The organism is Georgenia sp. EYE_87, assembly GCF_023148685.1.
In the GTDB taxonomy this organism is placed as follows: domain Bacteria; phylum Actinomycetota; class Actinomycetes; order Actinomycetales; family Actinomycetaceae; genus Georgenia.
In genome coordinates this window covers 170,185-187,806 of sequence record NZ_JAHXNL010000004.1, presented here as the reverse complement: position 1 = coordinate 187,806, position 17,622 = coordinate 170,185, and the positions used below count along the sequence as shown (strand labels likewise).

The window sequence follows — 17,622 nt, the reverse complement described above, 5'->3', positions numbered from 1 at the left end:
CCTCACGTCGGGTACTGCTGGGGTCGGCCGCTCAGACGAGGTACTGCGAGAGGCCGCGGCGGAGGTACTCGCCGTGGCCGGCCCGACCGTGGAACTGACCGCCGTCGACGATCACCTCCCCGCGGGAGATGACGGTGTCGACGTGGCCGTCGACCTCGAAGCCCTCGTAGGCGGAGTAGTCCATGTTCATGTGGTGGGTCTTGCCGAGCCCGATGCTGGTGTGTCCGTTCGGGTCGTAGACGACGACGTCGCCGTCGGCCCCGGGGGCGATGACGCCCTTCCTCCCGTACAGGCCGAACATCCGCGCCGGGGTGACGCTGCACAGCTCCACCCACCGCTCGAGGGTGATCTCCCCCGTGACCACACCCTGGTAGAGCAGGTCCAGGCGGTGCTCCACCCCTCCGATGCCGTTGGGGATCTTGGAGAAGTCACCGATCCCCATCTCCTTCTGGTCCTTCATGCAGAAGGGGCAGTGGTCGGTCGAGACCACCTGGAGGTGGTTGGTGCGCAGCGAGTGCCACAGGTGGTTCTGGTGGCCCTCGGCGCGCGAGCGCAGCGGCGTCGAGCACACCCACTTGGCCCCCTCGAAACCCGGCGCCCCGAGCTGCTCCTCGAGGGAGAGGTAGAGGTACTGCGGGCAGGTCTCGCCGAAGACGTTCTGCCCCCGGGCCCGGGCCGCCGCGATCTGGTCGGCCGCCTGCCGGGCGGAGACGTGGACGACGTACAGCGGCGCGCCCGTCAGGTCGGCCAGCATGATCAGTCGGTGGGTGGCCTCCTCCTCGGCCTGCCACGGGCGGGTGAGGCCGTGGTGGATCGGGTCCGTCTCGCCGCGGGCGAGCGCCTGCTGGACGAGGACGTCGATGACCGAGCCGTTCTCCGCGTGGCCCATGATCATGGCGCCGTTGTGGGCGGCGCGCTGCATGGCCTTGAGGATCTGGCCGTCGTCGGAGAGGAAGACGCCCTTGTAGGCGGTGAAGAGCTTGAAGCTGGTGACGCCCTCCTTCAGCAGGGCGTCCATGGCGGTGAGCGTGGAGTCCTGGACGTCGGACAGGATCTGGTGGAAGCCGTAGTCGACGGCGCAGCTGCCGTCGGCCTTCTCGTGCCAGAGCTGGTACTGCTCCTGCGGGTCCTGGCCGGGGTACTGGACCACGAAGTCGACGATCGTCGTCGTCCCGCCCCACGCCGCCGCCGTCGTCCCGGTCTCGAAGGTGTCGGAGGCCTGGGTGCCGCCGAACGGCATCTCCATGTGGGTGTGGGCGTCGATACCGCCGGGGATGACGTACTTGCCGGTCGCGTCGATCACGGTGTCGACGTTCGCGGCGACGTCGAACCCGAGGAGGGTGGAACCGGGCGGGAGGACGGCGGCGACGGTCTCGCCGTCGATGAGGACGTCGGCCTGCGAGCGGCCCGTGGAGCTGACCACGGTGCCGCCGGTGACGAGGGTCTTCACGGCGCGCGCTCCTTCGCCGGTCAGGGGGCCGTCACGGCGGCGTAGGAGTCGGGCCGGCGGTCGCGGTAGAACTGCCAGCGGTCGCGCACCACCTTGATGAGGTCGAGGTCGATCTCCCAGACCTTCATCTCGGCCTCGGTGCTCGAGGCCCACTCCCCCACGAACATCCCGTCCGGCCCCACCACGTACGAGCTGCCGTAGAAGGTCACCGCCTCGTCGCCGTACTCGTTCGTCTCGGCGCCGACCCGGTTGGCGGCCGCGATGAAGTACTCGTTGGCGAGTGCCGCCGCGGGCTGCTCGAGCTCCCAGTTCCGGTTGGAGATGCCCGGCGCGGTGGCGTTGGGGTTGAAGACGATCTCGGCGCCGTTCAGGCCCAGCTCGCGCCAGCCCTCCGGGAAGTGCCGGTCGTAGCAGATGTACACGCCGACCTTGCCGATAGCGGTGTCGAAGACGGGGTAGCCGAGGTTCCCCGGGCGGAAGTAGAACTTCTCCTGGAACTTCGGCAGGTGCGGGATGTGGTGCTTGCGGTACCTGCCCAGGACCGAGCCGTCCGCGTCGATGACGACGGCGGTATTGTAGTAGATGCCCGGCGCGTCCTGCTCGTAGATCGGGAGCACGATCACCATGCCCAGCTCCTTCGCCAGGGCCGCGAAGCGCTCGGTCGTCGCCCCCGGGACCGGTTCGGCGTAGGCGTAGTACTTCGTGTCCTGCGTGATGCCGAAGTAGGGGCCGTAGAAGAGCTCCTGGTAGCAGATCGCCTCGGCCCCCTGGGCCGCCGCCTGACGGGTCCAGTCCTCGTGCAGGGCGATCATCGACTCCTTGTCCCCGGTCCACGGCGTCTGGGTCAGGGCGATCTTCCGAACGGTCATCGAATCCTCCAGCGGGTGTGACTGGTGCGGTCCTCGCCTCCCCCGGCGGCGCTGCCGGGGGCTCGCTAGGTGACATCGTGCCCTGCCCCGGGCCCGGCCGGGGGCGATTGCGCAGATGTGCAGGTGGGCGGGGCTACGATGGCGTCGGACCTCGGGTCGGCACTGACTCTGAGCGTTGGCCTGGACGTGGGTCACGGTCCGCCGAGCGCAGCGCGGTGACTGCGGCGACCAGACCGACGATCTCCCGGAGACCCTCCCGTGCCCGCTGCTCCCCGCCGCCTCTCCCGGCGCCGCACCCTTCCGCCCGTGGCCGGCCTCGCCGTCGCCGCGCTCCTGTCCGGCTGCGCCGGCTCGGGCGCCACCGGCCCGGGCGCTGCCGACCCGGGCGTCGCCGGCCCCGGCGAGGCTGCGCCGTCGTCCTCCGCCGCCTCCGCCTCCCCCGCGGGTGCCTTCCCCCTCGCTGTGTCCTCGTGCGGCGTGGACGCGACGCTCGAGGAGCCGCCCGAGCGGATCGTGACCATCAAGTCCTCGGCGACCGAGATGGTGCTGGCCCTGGGGGCCGGCGACCGGCTGGTGGGCACCGCCTTCGCGGACGGCGACGTGCCGGCGGAGCTGGCGCCGGCGGCGGCCGACGTGCCCGTGCTGGCGGAGAAGAACCCTGCTCAGGAGGCCGTCCTGGAGCTGGAGCCGGACCTGGTCTACGCGGGCTGGGAGTCCAACCTCAGCGCCGACGGCGCGGGCGAGCGGCAGACGTACCAGGACCTCGGCGTCGCCACGTACGTCTCCCCCTCGGCGTGCAAGGGGGCGGAGCACCGCCCGGAGCGGCTCACCTTCGACCTCGTCCTGGAGGAGATCACCGAGGTCGGGCGCATGCTCGGCGAGGACGAGGCCGCGGCGGAGCTGGTGGCCGCGCAGCGTGCCGAGCTCGACGCGGTCGTCCCGTCCGGGGCGGGGCTCACCGCGCTGTGGTACTCCTCGGGCGAGGACGTGCCGTACGTGGGGGCGGGCATCGGGGCGCCGCAGATGATCATGGACGCGGTCGGGCTGGAGAACGTCGCGGCCGGCGTGCAGGACACCTGGACCTCGCTCGGCTGGGAGGCGGTGGCGGAGGCGAACCCGGACGTCGTCGTGCTGGTCGACGCCGCGTGGAACACTGCCGAGCACAAGAAGGAGGCCCTGGAGCGGAACCCGGTCACGGCCACGCTGCCGGCCGTGCAGGAGGAGCGGTACCTGGTCGTGCCGTTCCCCGCGACCGAGGCCGGCATGCGCAACGTGCCGGCCGTGACCGACCTGGCCGCGCAGCTGGCCGAGCTGGAGGTGGCCCGCTGACCGCCACCCGACCGGCAGACCGGGCAGCGACCCGGCCCGCCGCGCCGGGTGGCTCGGCCGGCCCGGTCGGCCCTCCGGCGCGCCCCTCCGGCCGCATGCCGCAGCCTCAACGGCCCGCGGGACGGTCCCGCGCGCCCCTGGGGCTGGTGCTGGTGGTGCTCGCCGCCGTCCTGGTCGTCGTCGCCGGCTGGGCGCTGACGCTGGGGCAGGCGGACATCTCGACGGCGCAGGTGTGGACCTCCGCCTGGCACCATCTGTGCGGCCGCCTCGGGACGCCGGGGGCCGGCTGGTGCCCCGTCAACCCGCTGACCGAGATCCAGGACGCCATCATCTGGTCCGGGCGGGCGCCCCGCGTGGTCGCGGCCGCCGCCGTCGGGGCCGGGCTGGCCCTGTGCGGCGGCGTGATGCAGGCCCTGACCCGCAACCCGCTGGCCGACCCCTACCTCCTGGGCGTCTCCTCCGGGGCGTCCGTGGGCGCCGTGCTCGTGCTCGTGCTCGGGCTGGCCGCCGCGCTGCCCGTCGCAGCCTTCGCCGGTGCCATGGCGGCGCTGGTGCTCACGCTCGGGCTGGCGACCGGACGCGGCGGCGGACTGAGCCCCGTGCGCACCGTGCTGGCCGGCGTGGCCGTGGCCCAGGCCGGCTCCGCCGTCGTCAGCTTCGTCATCTTCTGGTCCTCGACCGGCGACTCCTACCGGGAGATCCTCACCTGGCTCATGGGCTCGCTCGGCGGGGCGACGTGGCCGGAGGCGCTCACCGCCCTCGGCGCGACCGCCGTCGTCGGCACGTTCCTCGCCGGCAGGGCACGGGCGCTCGACGCCTTCACGTTCGGCGACGTCTCCGCGGCCTCGCTCGGCGTGGCCGTCACCCGCACGCGCTGGGTGCTGCTCGGGGCTGCGGCGCTCCTGACCGGGCTGCTGGTGTCCGTGGCCGGCGCGATCGGTTTCGTCGGTCTCGTGGTGCCCCACGCCGTGCGGCTGGTCGTCGGCGACCGGCACCACCGGGTCCTCCCCGTCGCCGCTCTCGCGGGCGCCACGTTCCTGCTGCTCGCGGACACCGCCGCCCGCAGCCTCTTCGAGCCCCGGGAGCTGCCGGTCGGCATCCTCACCGCCGTGATCGGGGCCCCGGTCTTCGCCGTCCTCCTGCGCCGGCGGGCGGCCTCGTGAGCAGCCTGACGGTCGCCGGGATGCGCGTGAGCGTCGACGGCGTGACGATCCTCGACGGGGTCGACGTGCACGTCCCCGCGGGGGCCGTGACCGTCGTGGTGGGACCCAACGGCGCCGGGAAGTCGACGCTGCTGCGCGTCCTCGTGGGCGCGCTGCCGGCGGGCGGCTCCGTCATGCTCGACGGCGCCGACCTCGGCCGGCTCACGCGCCGTGAGCGCGCCCGGCGGATGGCGCTCGTGGAGCAGGACTCCTCGGCGCCGGTGTCCCGGCAGGTTCTCGACGTGGTGCTGCTCGGTAGGACGCCCCACCGCCCGCGGTGGGGCGCGGACTCGGCCTCCGACCTCGAGATCGCGGGTGCGGCGCTCGAGCGCGCCGGTGCGTCGGAGCTCGCCGCCCGGGACTTCTCCACGCTGTCCGGCGGCGAGCGTCAGCGCGTGCACCTGGCGCGCGCGCTGGCGCAGCAGCCCGGGGTGCTCCTGCTCGACGAGCCCACCAACCACCTCGACGTCGCCGCCCAGCTCGACGTGCTCGCGCTGGCGCGGACGCTCGCCGGCGACGGGGTGGCGGTGCTGGCGGCGCTGCACGACCTGAACCACGCCCTTCGTCATGCCGACCAGGTGGTCGTGATGTCGTGCGGCGCGGTGGTCGCGGCCGGCAGGCCCGCGGAGGTGCTCTCCGGTGAGCTCGTGAGCACGGTGTACGGGGTCGCCGCCGAGCGCGTGCGCGCCGGCGGCCACGATCTCCTGGTGATGGACCGCAGGGGCGGTGCCGAGCACGAGCCGGAGCGATCGACGAGCGCGTCGCTCGGACGCGGCTGACCGCCCGGGCCGGCTGCTGCGGCGGCGGCGGCAGCGGGAATTCTGGAGAGACATTCATAAAGCTGGCACCCGTATAAAACCGTTTCCCCGACGGGCGATAAAGTGCGTCCGATCCACCTCCCGCCGACCACGCCGGACGCTACGTTGGCGCGATGAGGACGACTCGGAATTCTCGTGCGGTCCGGGGCATTTTCATCCTGGTCCTGACTGGATTTGTCGCTCAGGTGGCGGTGGACGAGATGTGGCGGGAGCCGTATCCCGGCCTCTTCCAGCCCGGGTTCGGCGGGATCGGCCCGGTCGCCGGCACCGTCGACTCGGACGAGCCGACCGTCACGGTCGTCTACACCGACGGCGGCTCCGCGACATTCACCCACCTCGAGGTCATGGCGCAGGCCAAGTCCTCGCCCACGCGGATCTTCTCGACGGCCTTCCGGCCGGACAGCCCGCGACGGGACCTCCCCGGGACGGTGGCGTGGCTGGAGAGACGCGTGTCCGACCTCGGTGGCGGGCGCGAACCGGTCCGCGCCGTGATCAGCTGGCGCACCGCCCACTACGACCTGGACGACGACGGCCCTCCGCGCTTCACGGTGGGCGACCGGACCGTCGTCCCGTTCGGGGGCCGGGATGAGTAGCGCGACGGCGACCGGGACCGACCGGATCGACGCCTGGATCCACGGTGGCGCGTTCACCCGGACCTCGCTCGCCAGGTACCGCGTCCTGTACGGGGTCATCGCCCTGCTGACGCTTCCTGACTTCTCGTGGCCGGCGCTGTTCCCCGACTCGATGTACATTGCGCCGCCCGGGCCGTTCATGCTTTTCCCGGGATTTCCTCCTGAATTAGTCCTGCGCAGCCTGGAGGCGCTTTTCGCGGCGTGCCTGTTCGCCATTCTCCTCGGGTGGTTCACGCGAGTCGCGTCATTTCTCTCGGTGATCGTCGCAATGACCGGTTTCGGGTTCACGTACAGCCTCGGCAAGATCGACCACGACATATTTCTTGTGCTGCTCCCGGCTGCGATGGCGCTCGCCGGGTGGGGCGACCGGCTCTCCCTCGACGCGGTGCGGCGGCGCGCACGGGGGCTGCCTGAGCCCCCCGAGCGCGCGGAGCAGTGGCCGCTCCGGCTGTACGCGCTCATGATCGGCCTGGGGTTCCTCACGGCCGCCTGGCCGAAGATCCGCGGCGACTGGCTCAGTCTGCAGACGCAGGCCGTCCAGGGCCATCAGGTCCGGCAGTACTTCACGAACGGCAAGGACGAGCTCCTCGCCCCGTTCTTCCTCGACTTCGACCACCCGGTGTTCTGGGAGATCCTCGACATCGCCACGATCGTCCTCGAGGCGGGAATGATCGTCGCCGTGCTGTGGTGGACGACCACGCGGCTGGCGTTCGCGGTGGCTGCGACGTTCCACCTGGGCGTGTGGCTCATGATGAACATCGCCTTCTTCATGAACGTCGTGACGTACGGCTTCGTGGTGCCGTGGGACCGCGTGCCGGTGCCCCGTGCTCTGCGCCGCTCGTACGCCCCGCCGGCCCGGCTCGTCCGCCTCGCCCCGGTCGTGGTGCTCGCCGGAGGCATCGGCTGGTCCCTGCTGATCGAGGCCGTGGGCAACGCTGCCGACGTCGTCTACCCGGTCGTGCTCGTCGCGGGCGGGATCGTCGGGGCCTGGTTCCTGCTGGCGCCCGTGGTGCGGCTCGGCCAGTCCGCCCGGGCGGTCCGCCGGGGCGCCGACACCTCCGGCCGGCTGCTGTACGACGCGGACTGCGGCTTCTGCACCCGTGCGGCGCTCTGGCTCGCCCGGCGGCGTCCGGACCGGGTGGCGATCGTGCCGTGGCAGTCGGTGCCCGACCTGGCCGGGCTCGGTCTGCGCGAGGAGGACCTCTCGCGGCAGGCGTACTGGCAGTCGGGCACCGGGCCGCTACGCGGCGGGAGCGGGGCGATCGCTGCCGCGATGGTCGCGCGCGGAGGCCTGGCGACGGTGGCTGGGCTGCTGATCGCCAGCGACCCCGTGCGCCCGGTGGCGGACGTGGTCTACCGAGCCGTCGCGGCCCGCCGGCACCGCATGCCCGGCGGCACCGACAGCTGCGAGCTCACCCCCGCCCCGGTCCGGGACGACGAGCACGCGGGTCCGGGAGGCGCGCCGCCCGACCCGGGCCCCCGCCGCGACTCCTGAGCTCGTGCCGGGGGGGGCGAGGGCGAGAGGATCCTCGCAGGGTCAGTCCTGCGAAACCCCGTGGCGGAACATGTCCTCGACCGCCGGACGGATCAGCGACGCGGCGCCGTCGCCGTCCGCCACCGTCACGACGTGGCCCATGCCGCGCACCACGGCGACCGGCCGTCCCGACACCTTGCCCTTGACCAGCTCGGCCGCCGCGGCGATCTCGTCCGCCACCCCGATCACCGTCGTCCGGAGCTCCTTGCCGTACGCGTCCGTGCTGCCGCGCAGGTCGGACAGGACCTCCACGCCCGCCGCCCCGATGGCCATGTCGACCACCCCCCTCCGCCACGGCCGGCCGGCGGTGTCGGTGATCAGCACTCCGGGCCGCACCCCCGTGCGGGCGTGGAGCCCGCGGCGCAGCCGTCGCGCCGACTCGTCGGGGTCCGCGGGGAGCAGCAGCGCCGTCCCGGGCGGCACGTCGGAGGCGTCGACACCGGCGGCGGCCATGACCAGGCCGAGCCGGTTCTCCACGATGCGCAGGGTCGTGCCGTCGGGTCGTTCGCGCTCGGCCACCACCCGCACCGTCTCGCCCGCGATCACGGACTCCCGCTCGGCGTCGTCCCGGGCGGCGACCAGTCGGCCCTCGGCCTTGGCGACGATCTTCGAGGCGACCACGACGACGTCGCCCTCCGCGAGCCCGGTGGAGCCGTCGGGCCAGGTGAGCCGTTCGAGCACGGGGACGAGGAGCGCGGCGAGATCGTCGCCCCGCGTGATGGTGGGGACGCCGTCGGGCGCCTGGGCGAGCAGCATGCCGTTGACGCTCACCGGGCGAGGCCGGGCAGGACGTCGCGGCCGAAGACCTCGAGCCACTCGCGCTGGTTGCGACCCACGTTGTGCAGGTAGATGCGGTCGAACCCGAGGTCGACGTAGCGCTGGATCTCCGCGCGGTGCTCGTCGGGGTCGGCGGAGATGACCATGCGCCCGGCGAAGTCCTCCTCGCGCACGAGCTTGGCCATCGCGGCGAAGTCGAAGGGCGAGCGGATGTCGGCCTTGGGGAACTTCATCCCGCCGTTGGGCCACTGGTCCATCGCGTTCGCGAGGGCCTCCTCGTCGGTGGGTGCCCAGGACAGGTGCAGCTGCAGCACCTTCGGCATCTCGTCCGCGTCCTTCCCCGCCTCCTTCGCCCCGGCGGCGAACTTCTCGAAGAGGCCCGCGATCTTCTCGATCGGTGCGCCCACGGTGATCAGGCCGTCGGCGTGCCTGCCGGCCCGCTTGGCGGTCACCGGCCCGCCGGTGGCCACGAGGATCGGCGGCGCCTCCGCGGGCATGGACCACAGCCGGGTGGACTCCAGCTTGTAGAACGTGCCCGCGTGCTTGGTGTCCTTGCCCGCGAGGGAGTTGGTGAAGAGCTTGCGGATGATCTCGATCGCCTCGAACATCCGGTTGATCCGCTCGGGCGCCTCGGGCCAGTAGCCGCCGACGACGTGCTCGTTCAGCGCCTCCCCGGACCCGAGCCCCAGCCAGTGCCGGCCGGGGTACATCGCCGCCAGCGTCGCCGACGCCTGGGCGACCATCGCCGGGTGCCAGCGGAAGGTCGGGGCGGTGACGCCGGGACCCAGGTCGCCCCGTGTGCGCTCGGCCACCGCCGTCAGCACGTTCCACACGAAGCCGGCCTGCCCCTGCGTGGGCGTCCACGGCTGGAAGTGGTCCGCCGCCATCACCCCGGAGAAGCCGTGCTCCTCCGCGAGCGCCGAGTACTCCACCGCCTCCATGGGCGCGAACTGCTCGAGGGCTGCGGCGTAACCGATCGTCAGACTCATGGGGCCATCTTGGCAGGCCGGCCCGGGATCACTGGGGCGGCTCGTCCTCGCCGGCCTCCTCCTTGGCGTCCGCCTCCTCCTTGGTGGCGTGCACCGCTCCCTCGGCGTGGTGGGCGGGGCCGTAGATCGTGTAGAGGACCAGGGGGCTGTGCCCGACGTTGATGAAGTTGTGCCTGGTCCCGGCCGGCACGGCGACGATGTCGCCGGCGGCGACGAGGTGTTCCTCGCCCTCGATCACGGCCTTGGCCGACCCGGAGACGAAGCTGAGGATCTGGTCGTTGTCGGGGTGCGTCTCCTCGCCGATCTCCCCGCCGGGCTCGATCGTCATGATGACGAGCTGGCTGTGCTCACCCGTCCACAGCACCCGCCGGAAGTCCTTGGACTGCTCGGCCTCGCTGTCTCGGGACCAGTGGTGGATCGTCATGTGTCTCTCCTCGCTCGGGGTGCGCGGTGCGCCGTCGTCCCACCTTCTCGCAGGGCGGCGCGGACCGCAGCCGGACACCACGGCGGACGCGCCACGACGGCGCTCCGGCGACGGCGGAGCACGACGGCGGGGCGCGACGGCGGGGCGCGACGGCGGAGCACGACGGCGGAGCACGACGGCGGAGCACGACGGCGGAGCACGACGGCGGAGCACGACGGCGGAGCACAACGGCGGAGCACGACGGCGGAGCACAACGGCGGGGCGCGACGGCGCGGCCCGGCCCGGCCCCGTCCGCCGGGCCGGGTCCGCACGCTCGTCGGGCCGGGGACGGGGCCCTGGCGTGGGAGCTCAGGCGGCGGAGCTCTGGATCGAGGAGATCCGGTCGGCGAAGGCCCGCACCTTCTCCTCCCAGCCCTCCTCGAGCGGCCCCTTGAGGTCGGTGACCCTGACGGTGCCCTCCGCGACCTCGACGCCCTTGCCCTCGAGGAGCTCCCTCATGATCGGCATGACCCGTTGCCACCGGTCGAGCTTCTCCGGGTCCGGCAGCTGCCCGTTCTTGTCCGGCCTCGGAGCCACCTCGGTGGTGAGGATCGCGTACCGGGTGCCCGGCTGCAGCCGCGCGTGCTTGGCGAAGCTCCGGGCCGTCCGGCGCGGCTTCCCCATGAATCCCGGCGTGCTGAACACGTACAGGTCGGCCGGCGGGAGGCGCTTCGGGTCGGCGTCGCGCATGTGCCGGACGTCGACCGTGACACCCCTCGCCGCCATGATCTCCGCGAACTTGGCCGCCACCGCGGCACCGTTGCCGAACCTGGACGCGTGGTAGTAGGCGACGTGCATGACCGGTCCTCCCTGACCTCGCGCGTGGCGCCCCAGGGGCGGAGCGCGCTCCGCGGCCTTGCCCTCCCAGGAGAACCCCGTGCGGGGTCCGGAGGGAAGGGACCACGGTCCCGGCCCGGCGCCCAGACGCCGGGACGCCCGGACGCCGGGGCGCCCGGACGCCGGGGCGCCGCACGCCAGGCCGCCGGACCGCCGGTCAGAGGTAGGCGTCCACGAGCCGCCGCGCCACCGCCGCCGAGTCCACCAGCGGGTGCATCGCCAGGGCGAGCCACGCCGTCTCGCGCGAGCCCGACCGCGCCGCGTCGATCGCGAGCCGCTCGCACGCCTTGACGGCCTGGACCCGCGCGAGCATCGCCGGCTCGAGCGGACGTCGCAGCGGCAGCGGGTGCGCGCCGTCGCTGTCGACCAGGACCGGCACCTCCACCACGGCGTCCCCAGGCAGTCCCGCCACGAGCGGGGCGCCGTCGGGCCCGGTGTTCGCGACGTCCAGGATCATCCGGTGCTCCTCGCCGCCGAGCAACGCCGCCATGAGGTCCACGGCGACCTCGTGGTAGCCGCCGCCAAGGTCCTCCTCCGCCCGCTCGCCGGCCTGCTGCGCGTCGCGCTCCGTAGCCATGTACGTGGCCTCGCGCTCGGCCAGCGTGGCGCGCCACAGCTCCAGCGCCCGGTCGGGCCGGGCCGCGGCCGCCTCGTAGAACGCGCCCTGCTGGGCGAGCAGGAACTCGCCCCGCGTGGACTCCTGCGAGGCGATGGCGGCCACGGCCTCGCGGGTGAAGTCGTAGTAGTACAGGTACTCGTTGGGCAGCGCGCCCAGCGCACGGAGCCACTCGGCCCCCATGAGCCGGGCCTCCTCCAGGCCCGCGAGCGCGGCGTCGTCCCCCAGCAGGGCCGGCAGCAGGTCCTCGCCGCCGGCCCGCACGCCGCGGAGCCAGCCGAGGTGGTTGAGCCCGGCGTAGTCGATCTCGACCTCACCGCGGTCGAAGGCCCGGGCGTCCAGCCCCAGGGCGCGCAGCGTCCTGCGCACGAGGGAGATGGGCGTGTCGCAGATGCCGACCACCCGACCACCCAGCCATGTCCGCATCGCCTCGGTGACGATCGAGGCGGGGTTGGTGAAGCTGATCGTCCACGCGTCCGGGGCGAGCTCCGCGATGCGGGCGGCGATGCGGTCGACCTCGGGGACGGTGCGCAGCGCATAGCCGAGCCCGCCCGGCCCCACCGTCTCCTGCCCGAGCAGCCCCTCGCCGAGCGCCACCCGCTCGTCGCGCGTGCGCCCCGCCGTCCCGCCCACCCGGATCGCGGAGAAGATGACGTCCGCGCCCGCGACGGCGTCGTCGAGGTCGGTGGTGGCCCGCACCCGCGGCACGGGCCCCCCAGCGCCGGCGCCGGCCTGCGCCAGCACGTCCGCCATCACCCCGAGCCGGCCCGCGTCGTCGTCGAGCAGGACCACCTCGTCCACGACGACCCGCTGCCGCGCCGCGGCGACCGCCTCGTACACCAGCGGCACGCGGAAGCCCCCGCCGCCCAGGATCGTGAGAATCACCTGGCCCACGCTATCGGGGTGGCAGGATCGTGGGCACCATGAGCCCCACCGCCGCCCCCGCCGACCCGCTCGACCTCCTGGTCTCGGGCCCCGTCTTCTTCGACCTCATCTTCACCGGCCTGCCGGGGGCGCCCGTGCCCGGCACGGAGGTCTGGGCGGAGGGCATGGGCACCGCCCCCGGCGGGATCGCCAACCTCGCGGTCGCGGCGTCGCGCCTGGGCCTGCGCACCGGGATGGCGTCCGGCTTCGGCGACGACGCGTACGCCGACTGGCTCTGGACCGTCCTGTCCCAGCAGGAGGGTGTGGACCTGTCCGCCTCGCGCCGCTACCGGCACTGGCACACCTCCGTGACCGTCTCCCTCGCGCTCGACGGCGACCGCGCCATGGTCAGCCACGGTCACCACGACCCCGAGCCCGCGGGCGCTTTCGTGGCCGCCGCTCCCCCGGCGCGCGCCGTCGTCGCCGACCTCACCGACCCCGGGGACGACGACGAACCGTGGTGGCGGGCGGTCGCCGCGTCCGGCTCGCTCGTCTTCGCCGACGGCGGGTGGGACCCCTCGCAGAGCTGGGACCCGGCCCGTCTCTCCATGCTGGACGGCTGTCACGCGTTCACGCCCAACGCGGTCGAGGCGATGGCCTACACCCGCACCAGCACCCCGCGCGACGCGGTGCGCGCCCTCGCCGAGCACGTCCCGCTGGCGGTGGTGACGGTCGGCGCGGAGGGTGCGCTCGCCGTCGACGCGGCCACCGGGGCGGAGGTCGCGGTGCCGCCGCTGCACGTCAAGGCCCTGGACGCCACCGGCGCCGGGGACGTGTTCGCCGCCGCGCTGATCGGCGGCACCCTCCAGGGCTGGGCCCTGGAGCACCGGCTGCGCTTCGCCGTGCTGTGCTCCGCCCTGGCGGTGCAGCACTTCGGCGGCTCCCTGGCCGCCCCCGGCTGGGGCGACATCGCCGACTGGTGGGACGCCACCGTCGCGGCCGCCCGCACCGGGGACCGCGCCGCCCGCGCCACCGCCGACAGCTACGAGTTCCTGCAGGACGCGCTGCCCGGCCACGCGCTCGCCCGGGTCCGCCGCGCCGAGGCCACCATCGCCCGCTTCTCCGACGCCATGCCCGACACCGCGGCGCCCGCGCCGACGGTGAGGGCGGGGCGGTGAGCGGGCTGGAGACCACCCGGCACCGCCGCGACGGCCACAGCGTCCTCGAGCACCGGATCAGCGTCCCGCTCGACCACGCCGCGCCGGCCGGCGAGCGCATCGGGCTGTTCGCTCGCGAGATCGTCCGCGACGGCGGGGAGGACCGGCCCCGCCTGCTCTACCTGCAGGGCGGCCCCGGCGGGCGCGCCGACCGCCCGGCCCGGCTGACCGGGTGGCTCGACCGCGCCCTCCGGGACTACCGCGTGGTCCTCATGGACCAGCGCGGCACCGGGCTGTCCACCCCGGCCGACGCGCTGACCGTCACCGCCCGTGGCGACGCCGCCGCGCAGGCCGCCTACCTCGCCCACTTCCGCGCCGACGCCATCGTCGACGACGCAGAGCTGCTGCGCGAGGCGCTGGTCGGCGACGCCCCCTGGTCCCTGCTCGGGCAGTCCTTCGGGGGCTTCGTCATCATCCGCTACCTCTCCGTGGCGCCCGGCTCGGTCCGCGAGGCCCTCGTGACCGGTGGCCTGCCCAGCCTGTCGGCGAGCGCCGAGGACGTCTACCGGCGCACCTACGCGGCCACGGCCCGCCTCAACCGCCGGTACTTCGCCCGCTACGCCGACGACGAGAAGAACCTGCGCCTGCTCGCCCGGCACCTCGCCGACACCGAGGAGCACCTGCCCACGGGCGAGCGGCTCAGCCCGCGCCGGCTGCGGCAGATCGGCATCCGGCTCGGCGCCGACCTCGGGTTCGACGCGCTCCACCACGTCCTCGAGGCCCCGTTCGTCCAGGTGGCCGGGACCCGCCGGGTCAGCCGGGCCTTCCTCGCCGACGTCGGTGCCGTTCTCAGCCACGCCACCAACCCGCTCTACGCCGTCCTCCACGAGGCGATCTACGCCCAGGGTGCCGCCACCCGGTGGGCGGCGCACCGCCTGCGTGAGCAGCTCGACGGCTTCGCGGAGGACGCCGACCCCACGGACACCTCGACGCCGTACTTCCTCACCGGCGAGCACGTCTACCCCTGGCAGCTTCGCGAGGACCCGGCCCTGTCGCCGCTCGCCGACGCCGCGGACCTGCTCGCCGCCAAGGAGGACTTCCCGCCCCTGTACGACGCGGAGACGCTCGCCGCGCACGGCCCGCCGGTGGCCGCGGCCGTCTACGTGGACGACATGTTCGTCCCCTTCGACCTCTCGACGGCCACCGCGGAGGCGCTCCACGACGTGCGCCCGTGGGTCACGAACGACTACGCCCACGACGGCATCCGGACCGACGGTTCCCGCATCCTCGACAAGCTCGTCGCCCTCGCCCGGCGCTGAGCCTGGCACCCCCGGAGCGTGACGACGGTCACGTCCGCCGTCGTGGGAGAATCGGTCACCATGAGCGATGCATCCCTGGCCCCCTCCGTCGACGTCGAGACCTTCCCGGCCCCGTCGGTACCGGAGAAGGTCATCGTCGACGGGATCGAGGACCGCTGGAACGCCGCGTGGACGCAGGAGGGCACCTACGCCTTCGACCGCACCGCGACGCGCGAGCAGGTCTACTCCATCGACACCCCGCCGCCCACCGTCTCCGGCTCGCTCCACGTGGGACACGTCTTCAGCTACACCCACACCGACGTCGTCGCCCGCTACCAGCGCATGCGCGGCAAGGCCGTGTTCTACCCGATGGGCTGGGACGACAACGGCCTGCCCACCGAGCGCCGCGTCCAGAACTACTTCGGTGTGCGCTGCGACCCGTCCCTGCCGTACGAGCCCGACTTCACGCCGCCCCACGTCGGCGGCGAGGGGAAGTCGGTCAAGGCCGCGGACCAGGTCCCGGTCAGCCGCAAGAACTTCGTCGAGCTGTGCGAGCGGCTCACCGCCGAGGACGAGCAGCAGTTCGAGGCCCTCTGGCGTCACCTGGGCCTGAGCGTGGACTGGACCCACCACTACCAGACCATCGGCAAGGACGCCCGGGCCGTCGCGCAGGCGGCGTTCCTGCGCAACCTCGCCCGCGGCGAGGCCTACCAGGCCCAGGCCCCCGGCCTGTGGGACGTGACGTTCCAGACCGCCGTCGCCCAGGCCGAGCTCGAGGCCCGCGACTACCCGGGCCACTACCACAAGGTCACCTTCCACCTCCCGGCCCCCCGGGCGGACGGCACGGACACCGTCGCCATCGAGACCACCCGCCCCGAGCTGCTCCCGGCCTGCGTGGCCCTCATCGCCCACCCCGACGACGAGCGCTACCAGGACCTGTTCGGCACCACGGTCACCTCGCCGATCTTCGGGGTCGAGCTGCCCGTCCTCGCCCACCCGGCCGCGGAGATGGACAAGGGCGCGGGCATCGCGATGTGCTGCACCTTCGGCGACCTCACCGACGTGCAGTGGTGGCGCGAGCTCGACCTGCCCACCCGCCCGGTGCTGGGCCGCAACGGCCGCATCCTCGCCGAGACCCCGGACTGGATCACGGACGACGGCGGCCGGGCCGCCTACGCCGAGATGGCCGGGAAGACGACCTTCTCGGCGCGCACCGCCGTCGTCGACGCGCTCAGGGCCTCCGGCGACCTGATCGGCGAGCCGGTCGCCACCCAGCGCAAGACGAACTTCTTCGAGAAGGGCGACAAGCCGCTCGAGATCGTCACCTCCCGGCAGTGGTACATCCGCAACGGCGGCCGCCCGCACACCGAGGCCAACGGCAAGGAGCTGCGCGAGAACCTCATCGGGCGCGGCAAGGAGCTCGACTTCCACCCCGACTTCATGCGCGTGCGCTACGAGAACTGGGTCAACGGCCTCAACAGCGACTGGCTCATCTCGCGCCAGCGCTTCTTCGGCGTCCCGATCCCGGTCTGGTACGCCGTCGGGGACGACGGCGAGCCCGACTACCAGCGCGTCCTCACCCCCGACGAGGCCCAGCTCCCCGTCGACCCGAGCATCGACGTCCCCGCGGGCTTCACCGAGGACCAGCGCGGCGCGGCCGGCGGGTTCGTCGGCGAGGTCGACATCATGGACACGTGGGCGACGTCGTCGCTGTCCCCGCAGATCGCGGGCGGCTGGCTGCGCGACGAGGACCTCTTCGCCCGCGTCTACCCCATGGACCTGCGCCCGCAGGGCCAGGACATCATCCGCACGTGGCTGTTCTCCACCGTGGTCCGCGCCCACCTGGAGTTCGGCGAGCTGCCGTGGCGCCACGCCGCCATCTCGGGCTGGATCCTCGACCCGGACCGCAAGAAGATGTCAAAGTCCAAGGGCAACGTGGTCACCCCGATGGGCCTGCTCGAGGAGCACGGCTCCGACGCCGTGCGCTACTGGGCGGCCTCCGCCCGCCTCGGCACGGACGCGGCCTTCGAGGTCGGCCAGATGAAGATCGGCCGCCGCCTGGCGATCAAGATCCTCAACGCGTCGAAGTTCGCCCTGACGATGGGCGGGGAGGAGGACCTCGTCCTCGACCCCGCCGCCGTCACCGCCCCCGTCGACCGCGCCATGCTCGCCGGGCTGGCCGACGTCGTCGAGACCGCCACCGCCGCCTTCGAGGCGTACGACCACACCCGCGCCCTGGAGACCACCGAGACGTTCTTCTGGACGTTCTGCGACGACTACCTCGAGCTGGTCAAGGACCGCGCGTACAACCGTGACGGGGCCCTGGGCGCAAGTGAGGTCGCCTCGGCGCGGGCCGCGCTGGCCATCGCCGTGGACACGTTCCTGCGCCTGTTCGCGCCGGTGCTCCCGTTCGCCACCGAGGAGGTCTGGAGCTGGTACCGCACCGGCTCGGCGCACACCGCGCCCTGGCCGACGGCGGAGCCGCTGCGCGCCGCGGCGGCCGGCGGGGACCCCGCCGTCGTCGCCGCCACCGGCGAGGCGCTCGCCGCGCTGCGCAAGGTCAAGTCCGAGGCCAAGGTGTCCCAGAAGACCAGCTTCGCCCGGGCCCGGCTGCAGCTCCCCGCCGACTCCGTCGCCCTGGTCCAGCAGGCGCTCGGCGACCTGCGCGCGGCCGGCCGCGTGCGCGGCGACCTCGAGATTCTCGGCGCGCCCGCCGGCGAGGCGGCCGCCGTCGTCGAGCACGAGCTCGACGAGCCCGAACCGCGTCGCTGACGCACGGAAGGACAC

15 protein-coding genes are annotated in these 17,622 nt (G+C 73.5%); 8 read left to right on the top strand and 7 right to left on the bottom strand.

Annotated features, from left to right (window positions below; translation table 11 throughout):
• Positions 1-31: 31 nt before the first annotated feature.
• Complete coding sequence (gene hydA / locus KZX45_RS08810; RefSeq protein WP_248257348.1) at positions 32-1,450, bottom strand: dihydropyrimidinase; 1,419 nt, start codon at positions 1,448-1,450, stop codon at positions 32-34.
• Positions 1,451-1,470: 20 nt separating this feature from the next.
• Positions 1,471-2,319, bottom strand: coding sequence for a nitrilase-related carbon-nitrogen hydrolase (locus KZX45_RS08805; RefSeq protein WP_248257347.1), 849 nt, complete (start codon positions 2,317-2,319; stop codon positions 1,471-1,473).
• 306 nt (positions 2,320-2,625) lie between these two features.
• On the opposite strand from KZX45_RS08805, the gene KZX45_RS08800 reads away from it, so the two are divergent.
• From KZX45_RS08800 to KZX45_RS08780, 5 genes are all read left to right on the top strand, one after another.
• Positions 2,626-3,648 (top strand): putative F420-0 ABC transporter substrate-binding protein, encoded by a 1,023-nt coding sequence (locus tag KZX45_RS08800; RefSeq protein ID WP_248257346.1) that lies wholly within the window; start codon positions 2,626-2,628, stop codon positions 3,646-3,648.
• A gap of 95 nt (positions 3,649-3,743) precedes the next feature.
• Positions 3,744-4,811 (top strand): putative F420-0 ABC transporter permease subunit, encoded by a 1,068-nt coding sequence (locus tag KZX45_RS08795; protein WP_248257345.1) that lies wholly within the window; start codon positions 3,744-3,746, stop codon positions 4,809-4,811.
• A complete protein-coding gene (locus KZX45_RS08790; protein WP_248257344.1) occupies positions 4,808-5,629 on the top strand; it encodes an ABC transporter ATP-binding protein in 822 nt (273 codons plus the stop codon). Before KZX45_RS08795 ends, KZX45_RS08790 begins: the two co-directional genes overlap by 4 nt.
• Before the next feature lie 152 nt (positions 5,630-5,781).
• Complete coding sequence (locus KZX45_RS08785; RefSeq protein ID WP_248257343.1) at positions 5,782-6,261, top strand: hypothetical protein; 480 nt, start codon at positions 5,782-5,784, stop codon at positions 6,259-6,261.
• The gene (locus KZX45_RS08780; RefSeq protein WP_248257342.1) at positions 6,254-7,795 is read left to right on the top strand and encodes a DCC1-like thiol-disulfide oxidoreductase family protein; all 1,542 of its coding nucleotides are present in this window, start codon (positions 6,254-6,256) and stop codon (positions 7,793-7,795) included. The genes KZX45_RS08785 and KZX45_RS08780 overlap by 8 nt, the downstream gene beginning before the upstream one ends.
• A 42-nt stretch (positions 7,796-7,837) precedes the next feature.
• On the opposite strand, the gene cofE is transcribed toward KZX45_RS08780, so the two are convergent.
• The 5 genes from cofE to KZX45_RS08755 all read right to left on the bottom strand — a co-directional run bounded on the left by cofE (position 7,838) and on the right by KZX45_RS08755 (position 12,401).
• Positions 7,838-8,590, bottom strand: coding sequence for a coenzyme F420-0:L-glutamate ligase (gene cofE / locus KZX45_RS08775; protein WP_248257419.1), 753 nt, complete (start codon positions 8,588-8,590; stop codon positions 7,838-7,840).
• Positions 8,591-8,601: 11 nt separating this feature from the next.
• Entirely contained in the window at positions 8,602-9,600 is a 999-nt protein-coding gene (locus KZX45_RS08770) for a TIGR03557 family F420-dependent LLM class oxidoreductase (protein WP_248257341.1), read from the bottom strand.
• Positions 9,601-9,628: 28 nt separating this feature from the next.
• Entirely contained in the window at positions 9,629-10,024 is a 396-nt protein-coding gene (locus KZX45_RS08765; RefSeq protein ID WP_248257340.1) for a cupin domain-containing protein, read from the bottom strand.
• Between the two features lie 348 nt (positions 10,025-10,372).
• On the bottom strand, positions 10,373-10,861 hold the full coding sequence (locus tag KZX45_RS08760) for a flavodoxin domain-containing protein (RefSeq protein ID WP_248257339.1): 489 nt from the start codon (positions 10,859-10,861) through the stop codon (positions 10,373-10,375).
• A gap of 196 nt (positions 10,862-11,057) precedes the next feature.
• On the bottom strand, positions 11,058-12,401 hold the full coding sequence (locus KZX45_RS08755; protein ID WP_248257338.1) for a 6-phospho-beta-glucosidase: 1,344 nt from the start codon (positions 12,399-12,401) through the stop codon (positions 11,058-11,060).
• A gap of 38 nt (positions 12,402-12,439) precedes the next feature.
• Between KZX45_RS08755 and KZX45_RS08750 the strand changes: the two genes are divergently transcribed.
• The 3 genes from KZX45_RS08750 to valS are packed head-to-tail and all read left to right on the top strand — an operon-like array spanning position 12,440 to position 17,607.
• A complete protein-coding gene (locus KZX45_RS08750; RefSeq protein ID WP_248257337.1) occupies positions 12,440-13,558 on the top strand; it encodes a carbohydrate kinase family protein in 1,119 nt (372 codons plus the stop codon).
• The gene (locus KZX45_RS08745; protein WP_248257336.1) at positions 13,555-14,856 is read left to right on the top strand and encodes an alpha/beta fold hydrolase; all 1,302 of its coding nucleotides are present in this window, start codon (positions 13,555-13,557) and stop codon (positions 14,854-14,856) included. Before KZX45_RS08750 ends, KZX45_RS08745 begins: the two co-directional genes overlap by 4 nt.
• Before the next feature lie 60 nt (positions 14,857-14,916).
• Complete coding sequence (gene valS / locus KZX45_RS08740; RefSeq protein WP_248257335.1) at positions 14,917-17,607, top strand: valine--tRNA ligase; 2,691 nt, start codon at positions 14,917-14,919, stop codon at positions 17,605-17,607.
• The last annotated feature ends 15 nt before the right edge of the window (positions 17,608-17,622 follow it).

Coding starts and splice junctions, on each gene's coding strand:
- KZX45_RS08805 (WP_248257347.1), bottom strand. CDS start 2,319: ATGACCGTTCGGAAGATCGCCCTGACCCAGACGCCGTGGACCGGGGAC.
- KZX45_RS08795 (WP_248257345.1), top strand. CDS start 3,744: ATGCCGCAGCCTCAACGGCCCGCGGGACGGTCCCGCGCGCCCCTGGGG.
- KZX45_RS08785 (WP_248257343.1), top strand. CDS start 5,782: ATGAGGACGACTCGGAATTCTCGTGCGGTCCGGGGCATTTTCATCCTG.
- KZX45_RS08780 (WP_248257342.1), top strand. CDS start 6,254: ATGAGTAGCGCGACGGCGACCGGGACCGACCGGATCGACGCCTGGATC.
- cofE (WP_248257419.1), bottom strand. CDS start 8,590: ATGCTGCTCGCCCAGGCGCCCGACGGCGTCCCCACCATCACGCGGGGC.
- KZX45_RS08770 (WP_248257341.1), bottom strand. CDS start 9,600: ATGAGTCTGACGATCGGTTACGCCGCAGCCCTCGAGCAGTTCGCGCCC.
- KZX45_RS08765 (WP_248257340.1), bottom strand. CDS start 10,024: ATGACGATCCACCACTGGTCCCGAGACAGCGAGGCCGAGCAGTCCAAG.
- KZX45_RS08760 (WP_248257339.1), bottom strand. CDS start 10,861: ATGCACGTCGCCTACTACCACGCGTCCAGGTTCGGCAACGGTGCCGCG.
- KZX45_RS08750 (WP_248257337.1), top strand. CDS start 12,440: ATGAGCCCCACCGCCGCCCCCGCCGACCCGCTCGACCTCCTGGTCTCG.
- valS (WP_248257335.1), top strand. CDS start 14,917: ATGAGCGATGCATCCCTGGCCCCCTCCGTCGACGTCGAGACCTTCCCG.